Genomic DNA, 20,178 nt, shown 5'->3' on the forward strand with positions numbered 1-20,178 from the left:
GAGCCCCCCGGGCCTCCGGCGGCGGTCCTCGCTCCGCCGACGACGTGCACCGCCAGATCAAGGGCTTCACCTCCGCCGGCGCGGTCGCGCCCGGCGAGGCCCTCGATTTCCACGTCACCGTGGACCCGCCCCAGCAGTTCGGCGTCGACATCTACCGCATCGGCCACTACGGCGGCGACGGCGCCGCCAAGATCACCACGAGCCCCCGGCTGTCCGGCATCGTCCAGCCCCCGCCGCTGACCGCCGACCGCACGGTCTCCTGTCACCACTGGTGGCTCTCCTGGCGACTGCAGATCCCGTCGTACTGGAGCATCGGCGCGTACGTCGCGGTGCTCACCACGGCCGACGGCTACCGCTCCCACGTGCCGTTCACCGTCCGGGACAACCATCCGGCGGACCTGCTCCTGCTGCTGCCGGACATCACCTGGCAGGCCTACAACCTGTATCCGGAGGACGGCCACACCGGCGCCAGCCTCTACCACGCCTGGGACGAGAAGGGGCGCCTGCTGGGCGAGGCCGACGCGGCGACCACGGTGTCCTTCGACCGCCCGTACGCGGGCGCGGGACTGCCCCTGCACGTCGGTCACGCCTACGACTTCATCCGCTGGGCCGAGCGCTACGGCTACGACATCGCCTACGCCGACGCCCGCGACCTGCACGCCGGCCGGGTCGACCCGACCCGCTACCGGGGCCTGGTCTTCCCCGGCCACGACGAGTACTGGTCGACGCAGATGCGCCGCACGGTGGAGCTGGCCCGGGAGAACGGCACGTCGCTGGTCTTCCTCTCCGCCAACACCATGTACTGGCAGGTCGAGCTGGGCCCGTCCCCCTCCGGCGTCCCCGACCGCCTGCTGACCTGCCGCAAACGCAAGGGCCCGGGCAGGCCCGTGCTCTGGCGGGAGATCGACCGCCCCGAGCAGCAGCTGGTCGGCATCCAGTACGCGGGCCGGGTCCCCGAGCCGCACCCCCTGGTCGTGCGCAACGCCGACCACTGGCTGTGGGAGGCGACGGGGGCGCAGGAGGGCGAGGAGATCGAGGGCATGGTCGCCGGCGAGGCCGACCGGTACTTCCCGCGCACCCCGCTGCCCGAGCACGAGGAGCGCATCCTGCTCGCCCACTCCCCGTACACCGACGGCGACGGCGTCCTGCGCCACCAGGAGACGTCCCTGTACCGCGCCACCTCCGGCGCCCTGGTGTTCGCCTCGGGCACCTTCGCCTGGTCCCCGGCCCTGGACCGTCCCGGCCACGTCGACCCCCGCATCCAGCGGGCCACCGCCAATCTGCTGGACCGTATCTGCAAACGTGACTGACCGCCGTCCGAGAGCGCGACCGACCCGCCGTCCCCGGCCCGTGTCCGATACGGGACAATCGAGTCTGGACCAAACCACGGGGAGGAACCGTGTCCGGATTCGTAGAGAAGCCCGAGCCGATCCAGGTTCCGGGCCTGGTGCACCTGCACACCGGCAAGGTGCGCGACCTGTACCAGAACGAGGCCGGTGACCTCGTGATGGTCGCCAGCGACCGCATGTCCGCCTACGACTGGGTCCTGCCCACCGAGATCCCGGACAAGGGGCGCATCCTCACCCAGCTCTCCCTGTGGTGGTTCGACCAGCTCGCCGACCTGGTCCCCGGTCATGTGCTGAGCACCGCGCTGCCGGCCGGCGCCCCCGCCGAGTGGCAGGGCCGCACCCTGGTGTGCAGGTCGCTGAGCATGGTCCCGGTCGAGTGCGTGGCCCGCGGCTACCTCACCGGCTCCGGCCTGGCCGAGTACCGGGAGTCCCGTACGGTGTGCGGCCTCGCCCTCCCCGAAGGCCTCGTCGACGGTTCCGAGCTGCCCGCCCCGATCTTCACCCCGGCCACCAAGGCCGCGGTCGGCGAGCACGACGAGAACGTCTCCTACGAGGAGGTCGCCCGCCAGGTCGGCGCCGACACCGCCGCCCGGCTGCGCCAGGCCACCCTCGCCGTGTACGCCCGCGGCCGTGACATCGCCCGGGACCGCGGGATCATCCTGGCCGACACGAAGTTCGAGTTCGGCTTCGACGGCGACACGCTCGTCCTCGCCGACGAGGTCCTCACCCCGGACTCCTCCCGGTTCTGGCCCGCCGACCAGTGGCAGCCGGGCCGTGCGCAGCCGTCGTACGACAAGCAGTTCGTCCGCGACTGGCTGACCTCCGCCGAGTCCGGCTGGGACCGGGCGAGCGAGCAGCCTCCGCCCGCGCTGCCGCAGCAGGTGGTGGAGGCGACCCGGGGGAAGTACGTGGAGGCGTACGAGCGGCTGACCGGCGTCCGCTGGGCGTAGGAACGGACAAGGCCCCCGGTGGGAACCGGGGGCCTTCTCACTGGAGCGGACGACGAGGCTCGAACTCGCGACCTCAACCTTGGCAAGGTTGCGCTCTACCAACTGAGCTACGTCCGCGTTGCGCCGTGGCGCGAGAGCAACTATACCCAACCTCGCTCCCGCGCGAGACGCACCGCCGTGTGCCGGTTCTCCGCCCCGAGCTTCGTCGCGGCCGAGGAGAGGTAGTTCCGCACGGTCCCCGGGGACAGCGCGGCCCGCTCGGCGATCTCCGCGACCGGCGCCCCGTCGGCGGCGAGCTCCAGCACCTCCGCCTCCCGCGCGGTCAGCGGCGAGTCCCCCGCGGAGATCGCGTCCGCGGCCAACTCCGGGTCGACGTAGCGGTTTCCGCCGTGCACGGTACGGATGATCTCCGCGAGCCGCTGCGCGCTGACCGTCTTCGGGACGAACCCGCGCACACCCGCCGCGAGGGCCCGTTTCAGATGGCCGGGACGCCCGTGACCGGTGACGATCAGTACCCGGCAGCCGGGCAGCTCGGTACGCAGGGCTGTGGCGACCTTCACACCGTCGGCGCCCGGCATCTGCAGATCCAGGACCGCCACGTCGGGTGCGTGGGCCCGCGCCATCGCCAGCGCCTCCGGCCCGCTCGCCGCCTCCGCCACCACGAGGAGGTCGTCCTCGAGGGACAGCAGCGCGGCCAGCGCACCCCGGATGAGGTGCTCGTCGTCGGCCAGCAGCAGCCTTACCGGAGCGCTCATGAGGTGACTCCGGGCAGGGCGGCCAGGGGCACTTCCGCCACCAGCCGGAACCCGTCCTTCCCGGCGGCTCCGGCCTGGAGCGTCCCGCCGACCGCCGCGAGGCGCTCCCGCAGCCCGGCGAGCCCCGAGCCGCCGCCTCCGCCGGTACGGTCCGACCCGGCGACCCCGTCGTTCTCGACCTTCAGCATCACCTGCCCCTCCGACACACTCAGTTCCACGGCACACCGCCCGGCGTCCCCGTGCCGCAGCACGTTGGTCGTCGCCTCCCGCACCACCCAGCCGAGCGCCGACTGCACCTCGGCGGGCAGCCCGTCGCTGTCCCCGGTGATCTCGCAGTCGATCCCGGCCGCCGTCAACACCCCCTTGGCACCGGCGAGTTCGATTCCGAGGTCGGCCTCGCGGTAGCCCCGTACCACGTCCCGCACCTCCCGCTGCGACTCCTGGGCGATGCGCTGCACCTCGATCATCTGCTCCACCGCCTCCGGCCGGCCCCGCCGGGCCAGCTGCACGGCCAGCTCGCTCTTCAGCGAGATGACGGACAGGTTCCGGCCCAGGACGTCGTGCAGGTCCCGCCCGAACCGCAGCCGCTCCTCGGCGACGGCGAGCCGGGCCCTGGTCTCGCGGGCGGCGTCGAGTTCGTAGACGGCGTTCAGCAGCCAGACGGAGAAGAGGCAGGTGGTGGCGAGGGATCCGGCGCCGATGAGTACCACGAACGTCATGACCAGCACTTCGGCCAAGGGCGCAACGAACGGGAACGACGTCGCGCTCGCGCCGAACACGGCTCCGAGCACGGTCGCGAACACGCGCCGCCGCCTGCGCACGCCCAGCGCCAGGGTGCCCGCGCCGAAGGTGAGGACGCCCGCGAAGACCGTGCTGGCGGCGGTGTCCATGCCCGGTCCCCCGGGCCCGTACTTCCTCAGTCCGAGAGCGACGCTCGCGAGCACGTAGGTGAGGGTGGCGAGTACCCACAACAGCCGTACCGGCCGACCGCGTCGGCCGCGGGTCCAGTCCAGCGCCTGGGAGGCGGTCACGCAGCCGGTCACCGCGTGGATGGTGACCATGGCCATCAGCCAGGCCGCCATGCCCGCGCGCACCTGCCCGAACACCGGCAGCCCGATCGCCGCGACCTCGATCACGCCGAAGAGGTGGAACGACCAGCGGGTGTAGGTCTCGACCTTCTCCGGCGTGCTCTTGCGCCGCCACCAGCCGGTGGGCCTGCCCGTGTCCCCCATGTCCCACCCCCCGTAGGTCACTTCCGCGGTTCCCAGCGGAACCACCGCCCTACAGCAAACACCGCCACGACGGTCCAGGCCAGCGCGGTGGCCAGGGCGCCCAGTACCTCGTACGCGCTCAGCTCGCCGGTCCAGCCGGCGCGGACCAGCCGGATGGCGGGGGAGAGCGGGAGGAATTCGCAGACGGAGGCGAGCCGGTCGGGCATGGTCTCCGTCGGGACCGCCATGCCGGAGCCCATCATGGAGACGAGTACCAGCGGCAGTGCGGTGACCTGGGCGCTTTCGGCGGTCCTGGTGAAGGAGGCGGTGACAGCCGCGAGCGCGGCGGACAGCACCAGGCCCAGCAGCAACCCCAGGACGGTCAGGTACGGGGCCTTGGGCGCCCCGGTGTTGAGCAAGGCCGTGCAGGCCGCGGCCATCAGCATCGACTGGGCGAGGCCCACGCCGACCGCGGGCAGGGCGGTGCCGGTGAGGATCTCGACGTCGTCGAGTTCGCCGGTACGCAGCCGTTTGAGGACCAGCTCCTCGCGGCGGGCGACAAAGGCACTGACCAGGGAGGTGTACACGGCGAAGAGGAAGGAGAAGCCGACCGCGGCGGTCAGCGTCACCGTGCCGACGGTCAGTCCCACTGCCCTGAGGTCCATCTGGCCGATCGCCGGCCGAACGCACAACGGCAGCGCGAGCGGCATGAGCAGGGCGGTGGTCACCGCCCCGCGGTTGCGGCCCAGGAGGGTGAGCTCGGCCCGGGCGAGGGCACGCAGTCGCCGTGCGGTGGCGGTCAGGGCCAGGGTGCTCATACGGCGACCTCCCGCGCGATCCCCAGGAACGCCTCCTCCAGCGAGGCCGACCGCACGTCCAGCCGGCGCAGTTCCACCCCGGTCCGTTCGGCCCACAGCAGCAGCGCGGTCGCCGTGCGCTGCAGCTCCCGGGTGCGCAGCCGCACGTCCCGGCCGGCCACCTCGTGTCCGCACACCCCCAGTTGGGCGAGCGGCGGCAGGTCTCCGAGGAAGTAGCCCGCGGGGAGCCGGAAGGAGATCCGCGCAGGGCGGTCGGCGGTCACCTCGGCCGGTGTGCCGGCGGCCGCGATGCGTCCCTCGTGCAGGATCGCGAGCCGGTCGGCGAGGCCCTCGGCCTCCTCCAGGTAGTGCGTGGTCAGCAGCACGGTGGTGCCGCTGTCGCTGAGGGCCCGCACCAACTCCCAGGTCTCCCGGCGCCCTTCGACGTCGAGTCCGGTCGTCGGCTCGTCCAGGAACAGCACCTCGGGCTCCCCGAGCAGGGCGAGCGCGAGGTCCAGCCGGCGCCGCTCACCCCCGGACAGCTGCTTCACCCGCACCCCGGCCTTCCCGGCGAGCCCCACCAGGCCCAGTGCCTCGGGTTCGGGCCGGGCCCCGCTGGTGCACCCCGCCCACATCCGCGCGGTCTCGGCGACGGTCAGCTCGGAGGGGAAGCCGCCCTCCTGGAGCATCACGCCGGTGCGGGGCCGTACGGCCGCCCGTTCCCGGTAGGGGTCGTGGCCGAGGACGCGCACCCGGCCCCCGGCCGGTGGCGCGAGCCCCTCCAGCAGCTCGACCGTCGACGTCTTGCCCGCGCCGTTGGTGCCGAGCAGTGCGAAGACCTCTCCGCGGGCCACGGAGAAACTGATTCCGCGTACCGCCTCGAACCCGCCCCCGTAGACACGTCGCAGGTCGGTGACCTCGATCACATGCTCGTGTCCGTCGTTGTCCATGCGGTCTGTCTGGTCCATGGCTCCAGCGTTCCGGCGGCCGGGGCCGGGCTGCAGTGCGCGGTGTCATCACTCGGCATGACAAATGTCAGGCGGACGTTCGCGGCCGGGGCATCAAAAAACCCCGGCCATGATGACCGGGGCTTCACTGGAGCGGACGACGAGGCTCGAACTCGCGACCTCAACCTTGGCAAGGTTGCGCTCTACCAACTGAGCTACGTCCGCACTGCTCCCGACCGGCTCCCACCGATCGGTGCGAGCACCAGCCTACCTGATCCACAAGCTGATCAGGACCGGCGGTGCAGAGCGGGTGACAGGAATTGCACACTGCGCCTTCCCCCTGGAAGGGGGATGTTCTGCTACTGAACTACACCCGCATGTAGTCCGTCGGGCTCGGGCCTTTCGGCCTCGCCCTTCGGCGTGCTCCAGACATTAGCTGAACAACAGGGGGGTTGCGCAAGTCGGTTCCCCCTGGGGGCACCCGGCACCCAACGCGGCTGCCCCCAGGGCCCGCTGACGGACCCTGAGGGCTCACCCCTCGCGGGCGGCTCACTGTGCCGCGCTGAACGCCTCGTAGACCTTCTTGGGGATGCGTCCGCGCGCGGGCACGTCCATCTTGTTCGCCTGGGCCCAGGCGCGGACCGCGGCGGGGTCGGGTGCGACCTCCGTCTGCCGGTACGCCTTGCCCGACCTCGACCGCTTGCGGCCGGCCGTCACGTAGGGCTCGAGGGCCTTACGCAGTTTCTTGGCATTGACCTGGTTCAGGTCGATCTCGTACGACTTGCCGTCGAGTCCGAAGGCGATCGTTTCCGCCGCTTCCGAGCCGTCGATGTCGTCAAAGAGAGTGACCACGACCTTCTGCGCCACGAATATCGGTCCCTTCGTGCGACACCGCTCCGGTGAGGACGTGCCGAGACGTCCGGAAGATGTCGACTGTCCGCCTGTTATTGGGCAAAGTATCGGCTATTGCTAATTCATTTGTACAGTGCCCGGCAATGGAAAGTGAAGTCCGACTAAATCCGTCCGCGTGTCCGGGCGCAATACGGTTCGGCGGACGATCCGGTAACTTTCCCAGAATTTTTCGCGGTGTACCCCGTCCGACACCGGACCGTGATGCCACTCACGTAGGTTCCTACAACTCTACCCGCGTAGAAATTTTGTGCGGGTAGTCTGAAGGAACCTGCTCAGCACCACACACCGGGAGTGCCAGTGGCACGCGTCGTAGTCGACGTCATGCTCAAGCCGGAGATCCTCGACCCCCAGGGCCAGGCGGTGCAGCGCGCACTGCCGCGCCTGGGTTTCGACGGCATCTCCGACGTACGTCAGGGAAAGCGATTCGAACTGGAAGTTGACGGGCCGGTCGACGAGGCCGCGCTCGCCCGCATTCACGATCTTGCCGAATCCTTCCTCGCCAACACCGTGATCGAGGACTTCACCGTCAAGGTGGAGGAAGTCGCGGAGGCCGCGAAGTGACCGCTCGTATTGGCGTCGTCACTTTCCCGGGCAGCCTGGACGACCGGGACACCCAGCGGGCGATCCGCCTCGCGGGGGCGGAACCGGTCGCGCTGTGGCACAAGGACAAGGACCTCAAGCAGGTCGACGCCGTGGTGCTGTGCGGAGGGTTCTCCTACGGCGACTATCTGCGCGCCGGCGCCATCGCCCGCTTCTCCCCGGTGATGGAGCCGATCGTCGAACAGGCGAGGGCCGGTCTGCCGGTCCTCGGCATCTGCAACGGCTTCCAGATCCTCACCGAGGCCCATCTGCTGCCCGGCGCGATGCTCGGCAACGACCACCTGCACTTCATCTGCCGCGACCAGAAGCTGCGGGTGGAGAACGCGGAGACCTCCTGGACCAGCGACTACCGCGCCGGCCAGGAGATCCACATCCCGCTGAAGAACATGGACGGCCGGTACGTCGCCGACGAGTACACGCTCGACAAGCTGGAGGCGGAGGGCCGGGTCGCCTTCCGGTACCTCGTCCGCGGCGAAGCCGCTGATGGATACGGCAACCCCAACGGGTCGCTGCGGGACATCGCCGGCATCACCAACGAGGCCGGGAACGTCGTCGGCCTGATGCCGCACCCCGAGCACGCCGTCGAGCCGCTGATCGGTACCGGTCGTACCGACGGCCTCCCCTTCTTCACCTCGATCCTCAAGAAGCTGGTCAACGCATGAGCCGGACGCCTCTGGACACGGTCGAGCACGCGGCCGCGACCCCCGACGTCGAGCTGCCCTGGGCCGAACTCGGCCTGAAGAAGGACGAGTACGAGCGGGTGGTGGAGATCCTCGGCCGCCGCCCGACCGGCGCCGAGCTCGCCATGTACTCGGTCATGTGGTCGGAGCACTGCTCGTACAAGTCCTCCAAGGTGCACCTGCGCCAGTTCGGCGAGAAGGCCCCCCAGTCGGACGCCCTCCTCGTCGGCATCGGTGAGAACGCCGGTGTCGTCGACGTGGGCCAGGGCTACGCGGTCACCTTCAAGGTGGAGTCGCACAACCACCCCTCCTACGTCGAGCCCTACCAGGGCGCGGCCACCGGTGTCGGCGGCATCGTCCGCGACATCATCGCGATGGGCGCCCGCCCGGTCGCCGTGGTCGACCCGCTGCGCTTCGGCGCGGCCGACCACCCGGACACCAAGCGGGTGCTCCCCGGTGTCGTCGCGGGCATCGGCGGCTACGGCAACTGCCTGGGTCTGCCCAACATCGGCGGCGAGGTCGTCTTCGACGCCTGCTACCAGGGCAACCCGCTGGTGAACGCCGGTGCCATCGGTGTGATGCGGCACGAGGACATCCACCTCGCGAAGGCGTCGGGCGCCGGCAACAAGGTCATCCTGTACGGGGCCCGGACCGGCGGCGACGGCATCGGCGGCGCCTCGATCCTGGCCTCCGAGACCTTCGACGACGCGAAGCCGAGCAAGCGCCCGGCGGTCCAGGTCGGCGACCCCTTCCAGGAGAAGCTCCTCATCGAGTGCACCCTGGAGGCCTTCAGGGAGAAGCTGGTCGTCGGCATCCAGGACCTCGGCGCGGCCGGCCTGTCCTGCGCCACGTCCGAGCTGGCCTCCAACGGCTCCGGCGGCATGCGCGTCACCCTGGACGACGTACCGCTGCGCGACTCCACGCTCTCGCCCGAGGAGATCCTCATGAGCGAGTCGCAGGAGCGCATGTGCGCGGTCGTGGAGCCGGAGAAGGTCGACCGGTTCCTGGAGATCTGCGAGAAGTGGGACGTCATCGCCACCGTCATCGGCGAGGTGACCGACGGCGACCGCCTGGAGATCTACTGGCACGGCGGCAAGATCGTCGACGTCGACCCGCGCACGGTCGCGCACGAGGGCCCGGTCTACGAGCGCCCCTACGCCCGCCCGTCCTGGCAGGACGAGCTGCAGGCCGACGACGCGAACAAGCTGCCCCGGCCGGCGACGGGCGCGGAGCTGAAGGACCAGGTCCTGAAGCTGGTCGGCTCCCCCAACCAGGCCTCCAAGAAGTGGATCACCTCGCAGTACGACCACTTCGTGCAGGGCAACACCGTCCTCGCCCAGCCCGAGGACTCCGGCATGATCCGTGTCGACGAGGAGACCGGCCTCGGCGTCGCGATCGCCACCGACGGCAACGGCCGGTACGCCAAGCTCGACCCGTACACGGGCGCGCAGCTCGCCCTCGCCGAGGCCTACCGCAACGTCGCCACCACCGGCGCCAAGCCCCTCGCGGTCTCCGACTGCCTGAACTTCGGCTCGCCCGAGGACCCGGCGGTCATGTGGCAGTTCGCCGAGGCGGTACGCGGTCTCGCGGACGGCTGCCAGCAGCTCGGCACCCCGGTGACCGGCGGCAACGTCTCGCTCTACAACCAGACGGGCGAGGCGGCCATCCACCCGACGCCGGTGGTCGCGGTCCTCGGCGTGATCGACGACGTCGCCCGCCGTACGCCGGTCGCCTTCCAGGAGGAGGGCCAGCTGCTCTACCTCCTCGGCGACACCCGTGAGGAGTTCGGCGGCTCGGCCTGGTCGCAGGTGATCCACGACCACCTCGGCGGCCTGCCCCCGAAGGTCGACCTGGAGCGCGAGCGGCTGCTCGCCGAGATCCTGATCTCCGCCTCCCGCGACGGCATGATCGACTCCGCGCACGACCTGTCCGACGGCGGTCTGATCCAGGCGGTCGTGGAGTCGGCGCTGCTCGGCGGCAAGGGCGCCCGTCTGATCGTCCCCGACGGTCTGGACGCCTTCACCTTCCTCCTCTCCGAGTCCGCGGGCCGTGCGATCGTCGCCGTGCCGCGCTCGGAGGAGGTCCGCTTCAACGACATGTGCGGCGCGCGGGGCCTGCCGGCGACCCGCATCGGTGTCGTGGACGGTGACACGGTCGAGCTCCAGGGCGAGTTCACGCTCACTCTGGAGGAGCTGCGCACCGCCCACGAGGGCACGATTCCGGCGCTGCTGGCCTGAGTCCCGCCGAGTTCCGCGAAGTTCCGCTTCTTCGAAGCCCCCGCCCGGGGTCACCGGGCGGGGGCTTCGTCGTTGTGCGCGCGGCCCCGAACACCCTCTTGCACGTCATTACGTAGTTCCGTAATATCGTATCCGTGGAACTCGAACAACGCGTCGCCGACCTCGAACGCAGGCTGGCGGCGCTGGAGGACGCGCAACGCGCCGCCCCGCAGCTGGACGCGAGCGACTTCTGGGCCCTGAACGGGCTGAAGGAGCAGCTGGCCGAGCTCGGGGCGGCCGACGGAGGCGTCCTGTTCACGGGGGCCGTACGGCTGCCGACCGGGGAGCGCTACGACTGGCAGCACGGCGCACTCACCGATGAGCTTCTGGACGACGACTGGTCCCGGGTCGCCGAGCCGCTCGCCGCCCTCGGTCACCCGGTACGGCTGCGGCTGCTCCGCGAGATCCTCGGCGGCCGGCGCACCGCGGCCGAGCTCGCCGAGCTGGACGAGGTCGGCACGACCGGCCAGATCTACCACCACCTGCGCCAGCTCTCCGCCGCCGGCTGGCTGCACACGACCGCACGCGGCCGCTACGCGGTACCGGCGGGGCGGGTGGTGCCGCTGCTCGTCGCACTGTCCGCGGCCCGGTCCTGAGCTGGCCGGCGCCGACCAAGAGGGGGAACCGTGACCGCACGCAAGCTGACCGGCATCGTCTACCGACTTCTGCAGCTCGTCTTCCTCGGCCTCGTGATCGCCGACGCGTTACTGGACCTCGCGTACCCGTGGTGGTGGAACTTCGGACCGATCGTCCTCGCCCAAGCCGTCCTCGTCGTGGGCCGTCGGCGGTGGGGCGGTGCCCCGGACAGCCCGCGCGTGGCCCGCGAACCCGTCGAGGTCTCTCCGCCCGTGACGGGCCGCTGGTCCGCGCTGAACAGCCCGGCCGACCGCACGCCGAGCCACGGGACGCACGCCTACGGCCAGACGTTCGCCATCGACATCGTCGCCGAGCCCGAGCCGGGCGCCCGCCCGTGCTTCCGCATGCTGTGGCCGCTCGCCCGCCGGAACAGCGCCTTCCCCGCCTTCGGCGCCCCGCTGCTCGCGGTGGCCGACGCCACCGTCGTACGGGCGTCCGACGACCAGCGCGACCACCTCAGCCGCACGTCGCTGCCCGCACTGCTGTACCTCGCGTTCCTGGAAGAGTTTGTGCGCAGCCTCTTCGGCGTCGGACGGATCGTCGGCAACCATGTCGTGCTGGATCTCGGCGACGGCACCTACGCGATGTACGCGCACGTCCGGCGCGGCTCCCTCGCCGTCCGGGAGGGCGAGCGGGTACGCGCCGGACAGACCCTCGCCCGCTGCGGGAACTCGGGCAACTCGACCGAGCCGCACCTGCACTTCCAGCTGATGGACGGCCCCGACCCGGACACCGCCCGCGGCGTCCCCTTCACCTGGCACGGCATCGGCGTCCCCCGCAACCGCGAGATCTTCGAGGTGCCCACGGCCGCGTCACAGCCCGCATAGGCTGCCGTCATGCCCCCGGCCAGGAAACGCCCCCGCACCTACGACCCCGGCAGGACCCGCACGGCCGTCCTCGGCCAGCTCGCCCATGTACGGGAAGCCGTCCGCGGGCTCACGCCCGGGCAACTCGCCCTCCCCACCCGGCTCGGCGGGTGGACCGTACGGGAGCTGGTCGCGCACATCGGGATGGCGCTCACGGCCGTCGAGCGGTCCCTCGCCCTGCCCGAGCCGGAGAAGCAGGACGCCGCCCTCGTCGAATGGCCGTTCGCGACCTCCGCCAACGCCACGGCCATCGACGAGTTCACCCGGCGGCTCGCCGAACAGCACCCCGACCTCGACACCTACCTCGCCGGCATCGAGCGGCACCTCGTCGAGCAGCTCGACACCCACCCCGGGACCCGCCGGCTGCAGACCAACGCGGGCGTCCTGCCCCTCGCCGACTACCTGGTCACCCGCGCCGTCGAGCTCGTCGTCCACACCGACGACCTCAACGCCGCGGTGCCCGGCCTGGAAGTGCCGTACGAGCGTCAGGCCCTCGCCGCCGCCACCCGGCTCCTCGCCGACGCGCTCGCGGTGAAGGCGCCCGGCGGCTCCACCGAGGTGCGGATCCCGCCGTACGCCGTCGTGCAGTGCGTCGAGGGGCCCCGGCACACCCGCGGCACCCCGCCCAACGTGGTCGAGACCGACCCGCTGACCTGGATCAGGCTCGCCACCGGGCGGCTGGCCTGGGCGGACGCCCTGGCGCGGGCCGAGGTCAGCGCCAGCGGGGAGCGGGCGGACCTGGAGGGCGTGCTGCCGCTGATGGCGTGACGGGCACCCGAATGATGTGCGACACCTCACTCACGCATGGGGGCAAAGGGAGCCGCAGCAGCCCTCCCACGGCCCCCCGGTGACCGGACGGCACCTGGGCATACCGCGCTGAGCTGCGGAAACGAAGAAATCGGCGAGACGATCACCAGTGCTTGATCACTTACCGGCCACTGTCCCCAATTCGGACCAGTGGTCGACCTCGCCTACACTCGGGAACGTGCCACGTGGTGACGGTCGACTCAATCACGATCTGCTTCCCGGCGAGAAGGGCCCCCAGGACGCTTGCGGCGTCTTCGGTGTCTGGGCTCCGGGCGAAGAGGTCGCAAAGCTCACGTACTTCGGGCTCTACGCCCTCCAGCACCGGGGTCAGGAATCCGCGGGAATCGCGGTCAGCAACGGCTCCCAGATCCTCGTCTTCAAGGACATGGGCCTGGTCTCCCAGGTCTTCGACGAGACCTCGCTCGGTTCGCTCCAGGGTCACATCGCGGTCGGACACGCCCGCTACTCGACCACCGGCGCCTCCGTGTGGGAGAACGCCCAGCCGACGTTCCGGGCCACCGCGCACGGTTCCATCGCGCTCGGCCACAACGGCAACCTGGTGAACACGGCGCAGCTCGCCGAGATGGTCGCCGACCTGCCCAAGGACACCAACGGGCGCTCCACGCGGGTCGCGGCCACCAACGACACCGACCTGCTCACCGCGCTCCTCGCGGCCCAGGTCGACGACGACGGCAAGCCGCTGACCATCGAGGAGGCCGCCCACGCGGTCCTGCCGAAGGTGCGCGGCGCCTTCTCCCTCGTCTTCATGGACGAGCACACCCTCTACGCCGCCCGCGACCCGCAGGGCATCCGCCCGCTGGTCCTCGGCCGCCTCGAGCGCGGCTGGGTCGTCGCCTCCGAGAGCGCCGCCCTCGACATCACCGGTGCGAGCTTCGTGCGGGAGATCGAACCCGGCGAGTTCGTCGCCATCGACGAGAACGGCCTGCGCAGCTCCCGGTTCGCGGAAGCGAAGCCCAAGGGCTGTGTCTTCGAGTACGTGTACCTGGCCCGCCCCGACACCGACATCGCCGGCCGGAACGTCTACCTCTCCCGCGTCGAGATGGGGCGCCGACTGGCGAAGGAAGCCCCCGTCGAGGCCGACCTCGTCATAGCGACCCCGGAGTCCGGTACGCCCGCGGCGATCGGCTACGCGGAGGCCAGCGGCATCCCGTTCGGCGCGGGCCTGGTGAAGAACGCCTACGTCGGCCGGACCTTCATCCAGCCCTCGCAGACCATCCGCCAGCTCGGCATCCGGCTGAAGCTGAACCCGCTGAAGGAAGTCATCAAGGGCAAGCGCCTGGTCGTCGTCGACGACTCGATCGTCCGCGGCAACACCCAGCGCGCCCTGGTGCGCATGCTCCGCGAGGCGGGCGCGGCCGAGGTCCACATCCGGATCTCCTCGCCGCCCGTGAAGTGGCCCTGCTTCTTCGGCATCGACTTCGCCACCCGCGCCGAGCTCATCGCCAACGGTATGACCATCGACGAGATCGGCACCTCCCTGGGCGCCGACTCCCTGGCCTACATCTCCATCGACGGCATGATCGATGCGACCACCATCGCCAAGCCGAACCTGTGCCGCGCCTGCTTCGACGGCGAGTACCCGATGGAGCTCCCGGACCCCGAGCTGCTCGGCAAGCAGCTGCTGGAGACCGAGCTCGCGGCCGGTCCGGCGGCCACGGCCGCGACCGACGCCATCCGCCGTCCGTAGACGGCCCGTCCCCGTCACACCTGCCGTACGACACGAAGGTTCTCACTAGCCATGTCTGAGACAACTGGTGCCAGCTACGCAGCCGCGGGCGTCGACATCGAGGCGGGCGACCGCGCCGTCGAGCTGATGAAGGAGTGGGTGAAGAAGACGCAGCGCCCCGAGGTCCTCGGCGGCCTCGGCGGTTTCGCCGGGCTCTTCGACGCCTCCGCCCTCAAGCGCTACGAGCGTCCCCTCCTCGCCTCCGCCACGGACGGCGTCGGCACCAAGGTCGACATCGCCCGGCAGCTCGGCGTGTACGACACCATCGGCCACGACCTGGTCGCCATGGTCATGGACGACATCGTGGTGTGCGGTGCCGAGCCCCTGTTCATGACCGACTACATCTGCGTCGGCAAGGTCCACCCCGAGCGGGTCGCCGCCATCGTCAAGGGCATCGCGGAGGGCTGCGTCCTGGCCGGCTGCGCCCTGGTGGGCGGCGAGACGGCCGAGCACCCGGGTCTGCTGGGCGCGGACGACTTCGACGTCGCCGGCGCCGGTACGGGCGTCGTGGAGGCCGACCGGCTCCTCGGCGCGGACCGTATCCGCGAGGGGGACGCGGTGATCGCCATGGCTTCCTCCGGGCTTCACTCGAACGGGTACTCCCTGGTCCGCCACGTCCTGCTGAACACCGCGGGCCTCTCGCTCGACGCGCGGATCGAGGACCTCGGCCGCACCCTGGGCGAGGAACTGCTGGAGCCCACGAAGATCTACTCGCTGGACTGTCTGGCCCTCACCCGCACCACCGACGTGCACGCCTTCAGCCACATCACCGGCGGCGGGCTGGCCGCCAACCTGGCCCGGGTGATCCCGGACACACTGCACGCGAGGGTCGACCGCTCCACCTGGACCCCGGGCGCGATCTTCGACCTCGTGGGCAGGACCGGCGACGTCGAGCGGCTGGAGCTGGAGAAGACCCTGAACATGGGCGTCGGCATGATGGCGATCGTGCCGCAGGAGTCCGTGGACGTGGCCCTGGCGACCCTGGCCGATCGCGGGGTCGACGCCTGGGTGGCAGGCGAGATCACCGACCGGGGCGACCGCGGGACCGGTGCCGAACTGGTCGGTACGTATGCAGTCTGACGGCGCCGCACGTATGCAGTCTGACGGCGCCGCACGTATGCAGTCTGACGGCGCCGCACGTATGCAGTCCGACGGCGCCGCGGTCTGAACCTGCGGGTAGCACAGAACCCGGTCGGTGGCTGTGCCACCGACCGGGTGAGTGCTCAGTGCAAGGTCAAGCCCCGCGACGATGTTGTGAGGGACCTTCGTCCTCATCCTCGTCGTCGTCCTCATAGAGGTCGGCGTACCGAGAGTAAAGATCGTCCTCGTCGTTCTCATCGTCCTCGAACGGCTCGCCGTTCGGCGGCTGGCTCGAAGTTGATGCGCCCAGTTCACTGGCCAGACGCGACAGATCTGTCCCACCGCTGTTGTACTTCAGCTGGCGGGCGACCTTTGTCTGCTTGGCCTTGGCCCGGCCGCGCCCCATGGCTCGACCCCCTCGGTGACGGGGCTCGACGGCCCCAGAGTCTGACACGCGTTCATGATCTGGAACGGACTCTCCGCGGAGAGGCCGGTCCGTAGGGCTTCCACGGTACCTGAGCCCGCGCCCATACGGTACGTCGCCCGCAGCACGCGCGTGTGCACAGCCCCTTCGAGGCGCCCCGTCCTCGCTGGTCAGTGGCGATTTTAACCACTTATCCCGGGACGACCCGCCGACGGGAGTGAGAGTTCTCTCCAAGTTCCCGCCGACGGGTACCGCTCATGCGTGCGAAGTCCTGCCCTCCGCCATCCGCTGCTCGGCGATCCGGTCGGCCGCGGCGGCCGGCGGAATACCGTCCTCCTTCGCACGTGCGAATATGGCCAGCGTGGTGTCGAAGATCTTCGCGGCCTTCGCCCTGCACCGGTCGAAGTCGAAGCCGTGCAGCTCGTCGGCGACCTGGATGACCCCGCCGGCGTTCACCACGTAGTCCGGTGCGTACAGGATCCCGCGGTCGGCGAGGTCCTTCTCCACACCCGTGTGGGCGAGCTGGTTGTTGGCGGCGCCGCACACCACCCGGGCGGTGAGCACCGCCACGGAGTCGTCGTTCAGCGCGCCGCCGAGCGCGCACGGGGCGTAGATGTCGAGGCCCTCCACGCGGATCAGCGCGTCGGTGTCGGCGACGGCGCTGACGCCCTCGGCGTGCTGGTCGAGGACGCGCCGCACGGCCTCCGCGCGCACGTCCGTGATCACCACCTCCGCGCCCTCGTCCCGCAGGTGCCGCACCAGGTGGTGCCCGACCTTGCCGACGCCCGCGACGCCCACCCTGCGGCCGCGCAGCGAGGGGTCGCCCCACAGGTGCTGGGCGGAGGCCCGCATGCCCTGGTAGACGCCGAACGCGGTGAGGACGGAGGAGTCGCCGGCCCCGCCGTTCTCCGGGGAGCGGCCCGTCGTCCAGCGGCACTCGCGCGCCACGACGTCCATGTCGGCGACGTAGGTGCCCACGTCGCAGGCGGTGACGTACCGCCCGCCGAGCGAGGCCACGAACCGCCCGTAGGCGAGCAGCAGCTCCTCGGTCTTGTGCCGCTCCGGGTCGCCGATGATCACGGCCTTCCCGCCGCCGTGGTCGAGACCGGCCATGGCGTTCTTGTACGACATACCGCGCGCGAGGTTGAGGGCGTCGGCGACGGCCTCCGCCTCGGTCGCGTACGGGTAGAAGCGGGTACCGCCGAGCGCGGGGCCCAGCGCGGTGGAGTGGATGGCGATGACGGCCTTCAGTCCGCTGGCGCGGTCCTGGCAGAGCACGACTTGCTCATGACCGCCCTGGTCCGAGTGGAACAGGGTGTGCAGTACATCAGCATGTGCGCCGGTCACGTCGGTCACTGTGGTGACTCCTGTTGCGAGTAGCGGCGGTGGTCCTGGGACCAGCTCCCTGGTGGTCCCCCCACGCTTGTGGCAGTGGGGGAGGGTGGCGGGTAGCTGTGGCTGAGCGTAGAGCCTGTGCCCGGCCGCCATCCGCGCAGTGTTCAGGATCACTCTCCGGGAGCTTCCGTGCACGCATCGGCATGGCACGATTTGCAGAGATTTCCCGTCGTCCCGAGCCTGGCTCGTGCGGATTCGGTGTCCGCCCCGCAAGGGTTTCGAGCCGAATCCGGTGGGGAGGGAGCAGGCGTGCCCAAGGTGTCCTCGGTGATCGTCCCCTACGCCACGTACCTGCGTGTGTACGAGCCGCTGGCCGCCTTCCCCGAGCCCGAGCGCGACCACTGGGCACGGTACGCCCGCCGCCCGGAACGTCCCTCCTACCAGGACGAACTACGCCGCTCGCTGGCCGACCTGCTGCCCACCCCGCCGGTTCCGGTGCCGGTGCACGAGAGCGGTGACGCCTTCGTCCTGGACGTCGACGGGGTGGTCTGCGTGTGCCCGTGGCGGACCCGGCTGCGCGGCTGGCAGGCGCTCGGCGACCTCGACGAGGAGCTGCCGCCGGCGGTCCTGGACGCGGTGCTGCCCCCGGTGGTGCGCCAGCAGGCCGGCCGGGACTACGAGCGCTGGAGCGCCCGCAATCCCGACGCCCGCCCCTGGATCCGCACGGCGACCTGGCAGGTGCCGCTCAACTGGTTCGTCCTGGTGTCCGACGAGGAGCGCGAGTACGCCAAGGGCGCCGGGGACCCCGGGGCGGCCGGTGCCGAGCCGCCCGTGCTGCGCTACCGCACGCCCATGGTGCAGGCCCGGCGGCGGGTGGCCCGGGGGCTGCGCGCGCTGAAGGACGCCGTCGAGGAAGGGCCGCTGGTCGACGGCCTGGTGGACGTGGGCCGCTGGCTGGAGGAGTTCCACCCGCGCTCGCTGGTGGAGCTGGACTACGGCGGCCTGGTGCACGTGCTGCCCGCCGGCGAGCTCGAGGGCGACCACTCGGCGGCCGACGTGGCCGAGGGGATCGACGCGCTGCGCCGCGGGGACGGGGCCGCCGCCGGCGAGGCGTACGGGCGGCTCGTGGAGCGCTGGCGGTCGGTGCGGGACCGGCGTTCCGCGAACTGACGGGACGTGAGTGACGTAGGTCACGGCCGAAACCGCCTCGAACAGCGTACGGTAACGCCACTTCGGTGACCTGACGGGATGTTGGTCCCGAACTGGGCTTTTGTCCGGAAGAGTGCCGCAAGGGTGATGGACCGCACGTACACGGCCCTTGCGTCACTTGCCCCTCCTCATGCCAAAATAGGACAAGGAGTCCGGGGAGGGCTCCATCCGTCCGCTTGTGCTTCATTGTGGGGGGAATCTCAGCATTGCACGCTTTGGGGGGTCTCGTGACTCCCGATCGCCAGTGTGACTGATCGTCATACTGGCGTTACTGTCCGCTATGGCATGGTCCATCGGCTTCCGTCGCTGATGAACACCTGGGAGGGCAATTCCATCGGTTTGGCCGACGCGGCTGGACAGATGGTGTAGTTGTAGTGCCGAGGACAAGCCGTTCGTCCTATAACCGACTCGACTCGCGTCCGCCATTTCGGGCAACGCGGGTCAAGGTGCAGAATTTAGAGGAAAGAACCGAGAAGGTTCGGTTCTCCCGAGGAGGCCGCTCATGACCGCTCGCACCCCTGATGCCGAGCCGCTGCTGACCCCGGCTGAGGTCGCCACCATGTTCCGTGTGGACCCGAAGACGGTCACGCGGTGGGCGAAGGCCGGCAAGCTCACGTCGATCCGTACGCTCGGCGGGCACCGCCGCTACCGCGAAGCCGAGGTCCGCGCACTGCTCGCGGGCATCCCGCAGCAGCGCAGCGAGGCCTGAACAACTGAATAACCGGGCGATGCGGCAGGTCCCCCAACCGGCCGAGAAGCCCGAACCCTAGCTCCAAACGACGCGGGACCTGCCCCAACAGGCCCCTCTCCCAAGCCGAACAGAGCTCACTGGCAAGCGACAAAGGGTGCGTCGTCGATCGCGCTGGACTCCGCCGGGTCCAGCGCGATCTTTTTTGTGCGCCGGGCGGTGTCTACGCGGGTCCGCGTGGGCGGGCTTGTGGGAGTCTGGGGAGCCGTGTCGGATCGGCCCGGGGGCGGCCGTCAGGTCTGGTGCAATTGCACATATTAAATTGACCAGTTGTAGGTCGCGTGTAAGTACCGTGCTTTCCAAAAGTCATGCGGTGACACCCGTCACACGGGGGAACGCCTGTTGCGGCCGGCCCGTGCGGGTCGGAGGTCAGGCTGGGGAGGGGCTCTCGCCCTCGGCGGCCTCGTCCGCGGGCAGCGGGCCGCACGGCGGCGAGTCCAGCGCCAGCCTCAGCAGGTGGTGGCAGATCGGGCAGTGGCGGGTCAGATGCCCGTAGGACGAGGCAGCCGCCAGATGCGCCCGGAGGAGCGCCCGCGTCTCGTGCCTGACCGATGCCGCCATACACCACCTCCGGGGCCGCTCGAGGGGAACCCGGCCCTGTTTTCTGGGTACCGGCGGAATGTGACGCCGTCAAGGCCGCCGCGCGGCTCCGCCGGTTCGGCCGTGTGGCCCGGTGGGTGCCGCTTGCCGTGCGGGGCGCGTGTGGCCGCCTGCTGGGGGGTGCCGCGCGTGGCGCCGCCGGTTCGGCCTGGACGGCCTCGTCCTCAATCGCCGGACGGGCTGAGGATCACGGACCGGGACCGAAAGGCACAGGCGACGACTGATTGCGGCTCCGCCGCGGGCGCGGCC

Annotated in this window: 20 protein-coding genes and 3 tRNA genes; 12 read left to right on the plus strand and 11 right to left on the minus strand. The window is 70.7% G+C overall.

The window, feature by feature from the left end:
• Positions 1–1,310: N,N-dimethylformamidase beta subunit family domain-containing protein (locus ACWC21_RS06435; RefSeq protein ID WP_450878716.1), on the plus strand; the 1,310-nt coding region annotated here is incomplete at its 5' end.
• Positions 1,311–1,399: 89 nt separating this feature from the next.
• Positions 1,400–2,299 (plus strand): phosphoribosylaminoimidazolesuccinocarboxamide synthase, encoded by a 900-nt coding sequence (locus ACWC21_RS06440; protein WP_450878717.1) that lies wholly within the window; start codon positions 1,400–1,402, stop codon positions 2,297–2,299.
• A gap of 41 nt (positions 2,300–2,340) precedes the next feature.
• Here ACWC21_RS06440 and ACWC21_RS06445 read toward each other — a convergent pair.
• From ACWC21_RS06445 to ACWC21_RS06480, 8 genes are all read right to left on the minus strand, one after another.
• Positions 2,341–2,416 (minus strand) — tRNA-Gly (locus ACWC21_RS06445).
• A 23-nt stretch (positions 2,417–2,439) separates the two neighbouring features.
• Positions 2,440–3,054, minus strand: a complete 615-nt coding sequence (locus ACWC21_RS06450) for a response regulator (protein WP_388802917.1) — start codon at positions 3,052–3,054, stop codon at positions 2,440–2,442.
• Complete coding sequence (locus ACWC21_RS06455) at positions 3,051–4,286, minus strand: sensor histidine kinase (RefSeq protein WP_450878829.1); 1,236 nt, start codon at positions 4,284–4,286, stop codon at positions 3,051–3,053. The genes ACWC21_RS06450 and ACWC21_RS06455 overlap by 4 nt, the downstream gene beginning before the upstream one ends.
• Before the next feature lie 17 nt (positions 4,287–4,303).
• A complete protein-coding gene (locus ACWC21_RS06460) occupies positions 4,304–5,083 on the minus strand; it encodes an ABC transporter permease (protein ID WP_450878719.1) in 780 nt (259 codons plus the stop codon).
• Positions 5,080–6,012: an ABC transporter ATP-binding protein gene (locus ACWC21_RS06465; RefSeq protein ID WP_450878831.1), complete on the minus strand. Its 933-nt coding sequence runs from the start codon at positions 6,010–6,012 to the stop codon at positions 5,080–5,082. The genes ACWC21_RS06460 and ACWC21_RS06465 overlap by 4 nt, the downstream gene beginning before the upstream one ends.
• Positions 6,013–6,158: 146 nt before the next feature.
• Positions 6,159–6,234, minus strand: a tRNA-Gly gene (locus ACWC21_RS06470).
• Positions 6,235–6,314: 80 nt separating this feature from the next.
• Positions 6,315–6,386, minus strand: a tRNA-Gly gene (locus tag ACWC21_RS06475).
• Between the two features lie 172 nt (positions 6,387–6,558).
• A complete protein-coding gene (locus ACWC21_RS06480; protein WP_388802929.1) occupies positions 6,559–6,876 on the minus strand; it encodes a histone-like nucleoid-structuring protein Lsr2 in 318 nt (105 codons plus the stop codon).
• Between the two features lie 342 nt (positions 6,877–7,218).
• Between ACWC21_RS06480 and purS the strand changes: the two genes are divergently transcribed.
• From purS to purM, 8 genes are all read left to right on the plus strand, one after another.
• The gene (gene purS / locus ACWC21_RS06485; protein WP_007383088.1) at positions 7,219–7,482 is read left to right on the plus strand and encodes a phosphoribosylformylglycinamidine synthase subunit PurS; all 264 of its coding nucleotides are present in this window, start codon (positions 7,219–7,221) and stop codon (positions 7,480–7,482) included.
• Complete coding sequence (gene purQ, locus ACWC21_RS06490) at positions 7,479–8,183, plus strand: phosphoribosylformylglycinamidine synthase subunit PurQ (RefSeq protein WP_450878721.1); 705 nt, start codon at positions 7,479–7,481, stop codon at positions 8,181–8,183. The genes purS and purQ overlap by 4 nt, the downstream gene beginning before the upstream one ends.
• The gene (purL, locus tag ACWC21_RS06495; protein WP_450878723.1) at positions 8,180–10,438 is read left to right on the plus strand and encodes a phosphoribosylformylglycinamidine synthase subunit PurL; all 2,259 of its coding nucleotides are present in this window, start codon (positions 8,180–8,182) and stop codon (positions 10,436–10,438) included. The genes purQ and purL overlap by 4 nt, the downstream gene beginning before the upstream one ends.
• Before the next feature lie 134 nt (positions 10,439–10,572).
• Complete coding sequence (locus ACWC21_RS06500) at positions 10,573–11,073, plus strand: ArsR/SmtB family transcription factor (RefSeq protein ID WP_450878725.1); 501 nt, start codon at positions 10,573–10,575, stop codon at positions 11,071–11,073.
• Between the two features lie 30 nt (positions 11,074–11,103).
• A complete protein-coding gene (locus tag ACWC21_RS06505) occupies positions 11,104–11,940 on the plus strand; it encodes a M23 family metallopeptidase (RefSeq protein ID WP_450878727.1) in 837 nt (278 codons plus the stop codon).
• A gap of 9 nt (positions 11,941–11,949) precedes the next feature.
• A complete protein-coding gene (locus ACWC21_RS06510) occupies positions 11,950–12,747 on the plus strand; it encodes a sterol carrier family protein (RefSeq protein ID WP_450878728.1) in 798 nt (265 codons plus the stop codon).
• Between the two features lie 217 nt (positions 12,748–12,964).
• Positions 12,965–14,494, plus strand: a complete 1,530-nt coding sequence (purF, locus tag ACWC21_RS06515) for an amidophosphoribosyltransferase (RefSeq protein WP_450878730.1) — start codon at positions 12,965–12,967, stop codon at positions 14,492–14,494.
• A gap of 51 nt (positions 14,495–14,545) precedes the next feature.
• Positions 14,546–15,613: a phosphoribosylformylglycinamidine cyclo-ligase gene (purM, locus tag ACWC21_RS06520; protein ID WP_450878732.1), complete on the plus strand. Its 1,068-nt coding sequence runs from the start codon at positions 14,546–14,548 to the stop codon at positions 15,611–15,613.
• A gap of 154 nt (positions 15,614–15,767) precedes the next feature.
• Here the strand turns inward: purM and ACWC21_RS06525 are convergent, their stop codons facing one another.
• On the minus strand, positions 15,768–16,019 hold the full coding sequence (locus ACWC21_RS06525) for a DUF3073 domain-containing protein (protein ID WP_153540080.1): 252 nt from the start codon (positions 16,017–16,019) through the stop codon (positions 15,768–15,770).
• A gap of 273 nt (positions 16,020–16,292) precedes the next feature.
• Positions 16,293–17,393 carry a Leu/Phe/Val dehydrogenase gene (locus tag ACWC21_RS06530; RefSeq protein WP_450878735.1) on the minus strand — a complete coding sequence of 367 codons (1,101 nt, stop codon included), beginning with the start codon at positions 17,391–17,393 and terminating at the stop codon, positions 16,293–16,295.
• Between the two features lie 288 nt (positions 17,394–17,681).
• Between ACWC21_RS06530 and ACWC21_RS06535 the strand changes: the two genes are divergently transcribed.
• Positions 17,682–18,542: a hypothetical protein gene (locus ACWC21_RS06535; protein WP_450878737.1), complete on the plus strand. Its 861-nt coding sequence runs from the start codon at positions 17,682–17,684 to the stop codon at positions 18,540–18,542.
• A gap of 541 nt (positions 18,543–19,083) precedes the next feature.
• A complete protein-coding gene (gene bldC / locus ACWC21_RS06540; protein ID WP_003949541.1) occupies positions 19,084–19,290 on the plus strand; it encodes a developmental transcriptional regulator BldC in 207 nt (68 codons plus the stop codon).
• A 408-nt stretch (positions 19,291–19,698) separates the two neighbouring features.
• Here bldC and ACWC21_RS06545 read toward each other — a convergent pair whose 3' ends face one another.
• Positions 19,699–19,890: a DUF6274 family protein gene (locus ACWC21_RS06545; RefSeq protein WP_450878738.1), complete on the minus strand. Its 192-nt coding sequence runs from the start codon at positions 19,888–19,890 to the stop codon at positions 19,699–19,701.
• Positions 19,891–20,178: the final 288 nt, after the last annotated feature.

This window comes from Streptomyces sp. NPDC001348 (genome assembly GCF_053597535.1).

Bases quoted from the DNA above. Each gene is read 5' to 3' on its own strand.
- ACWC21_RS06450 (WP_388802917.1), bottom strand. From the start codon at position 3,054: ATGAGCGCTCCGGTAAGGCTGCTGCTGGCCGACGACGAGCACCTCATC.
- ACWC21_RS06455 (WP_450878829.1), bottom strand. From the start codon at position 4,286: ATGGGGGACACGGGCAGGCCCACCGGCTGGTGGCGGCGCAAGAGCACG.
- ACWC21_RS06460 (WP_450878719.1), bottom strand. From the start codon at position 5,083: ATGAGCACCCTGGCCCTGACCGCCACCGCACGGCGACTGCGTGCCCTC.
- ACWC21_RS06465 (WP_450878831.1), bottom strand. From the start codon at position 6,012: ATGGACAACGACGGACACGAGCATGTGATCGAGGTCACCGACCTGCGA.
- purL (WP_450878723.1), top strand. From the start codon at position 8,180: ATGAGCCGGACGCCTCTGGACACGGTCGAGCACGCGGCCGCGACCCCC.
- ACWC21_RS06510 (WP_450878728.1), top strand. From the start codon at position 11,950: ATGCCCCCGGCCAGGAAACGCCCCCGCACCTACGACCCCGGCAGGACC.
- purM (WP_450878732.1), top strand. From the start codon at position 14,546: ATGTCTGAGACAACTGGTGCCAGCTACGCAGCCGCGGGCGTCGACATC.
- ACWC21_RS06525 (WP_153540080.1), bottom strand. From the start codon at position 16,019: ATGGGGCGCGGCCGGGCCAAGGCCAAGCAGACAAAGGTCGCCCGCCAG.
- bldC (WP_003949541.1), top strand. From the start codon at position 19,084: ATGACCGCTCGCACCCCTGATGCCGAGCCGCTGCTGACCCCGGCTGAG.
- ACWC21_RS06545 (WP_450878738.1), bottom strand. From the start codon at position 19,890: ATGGCGGCATCGGTCAGGCACGAGACGCGGGCGCTCCTCCGGGCGCAT.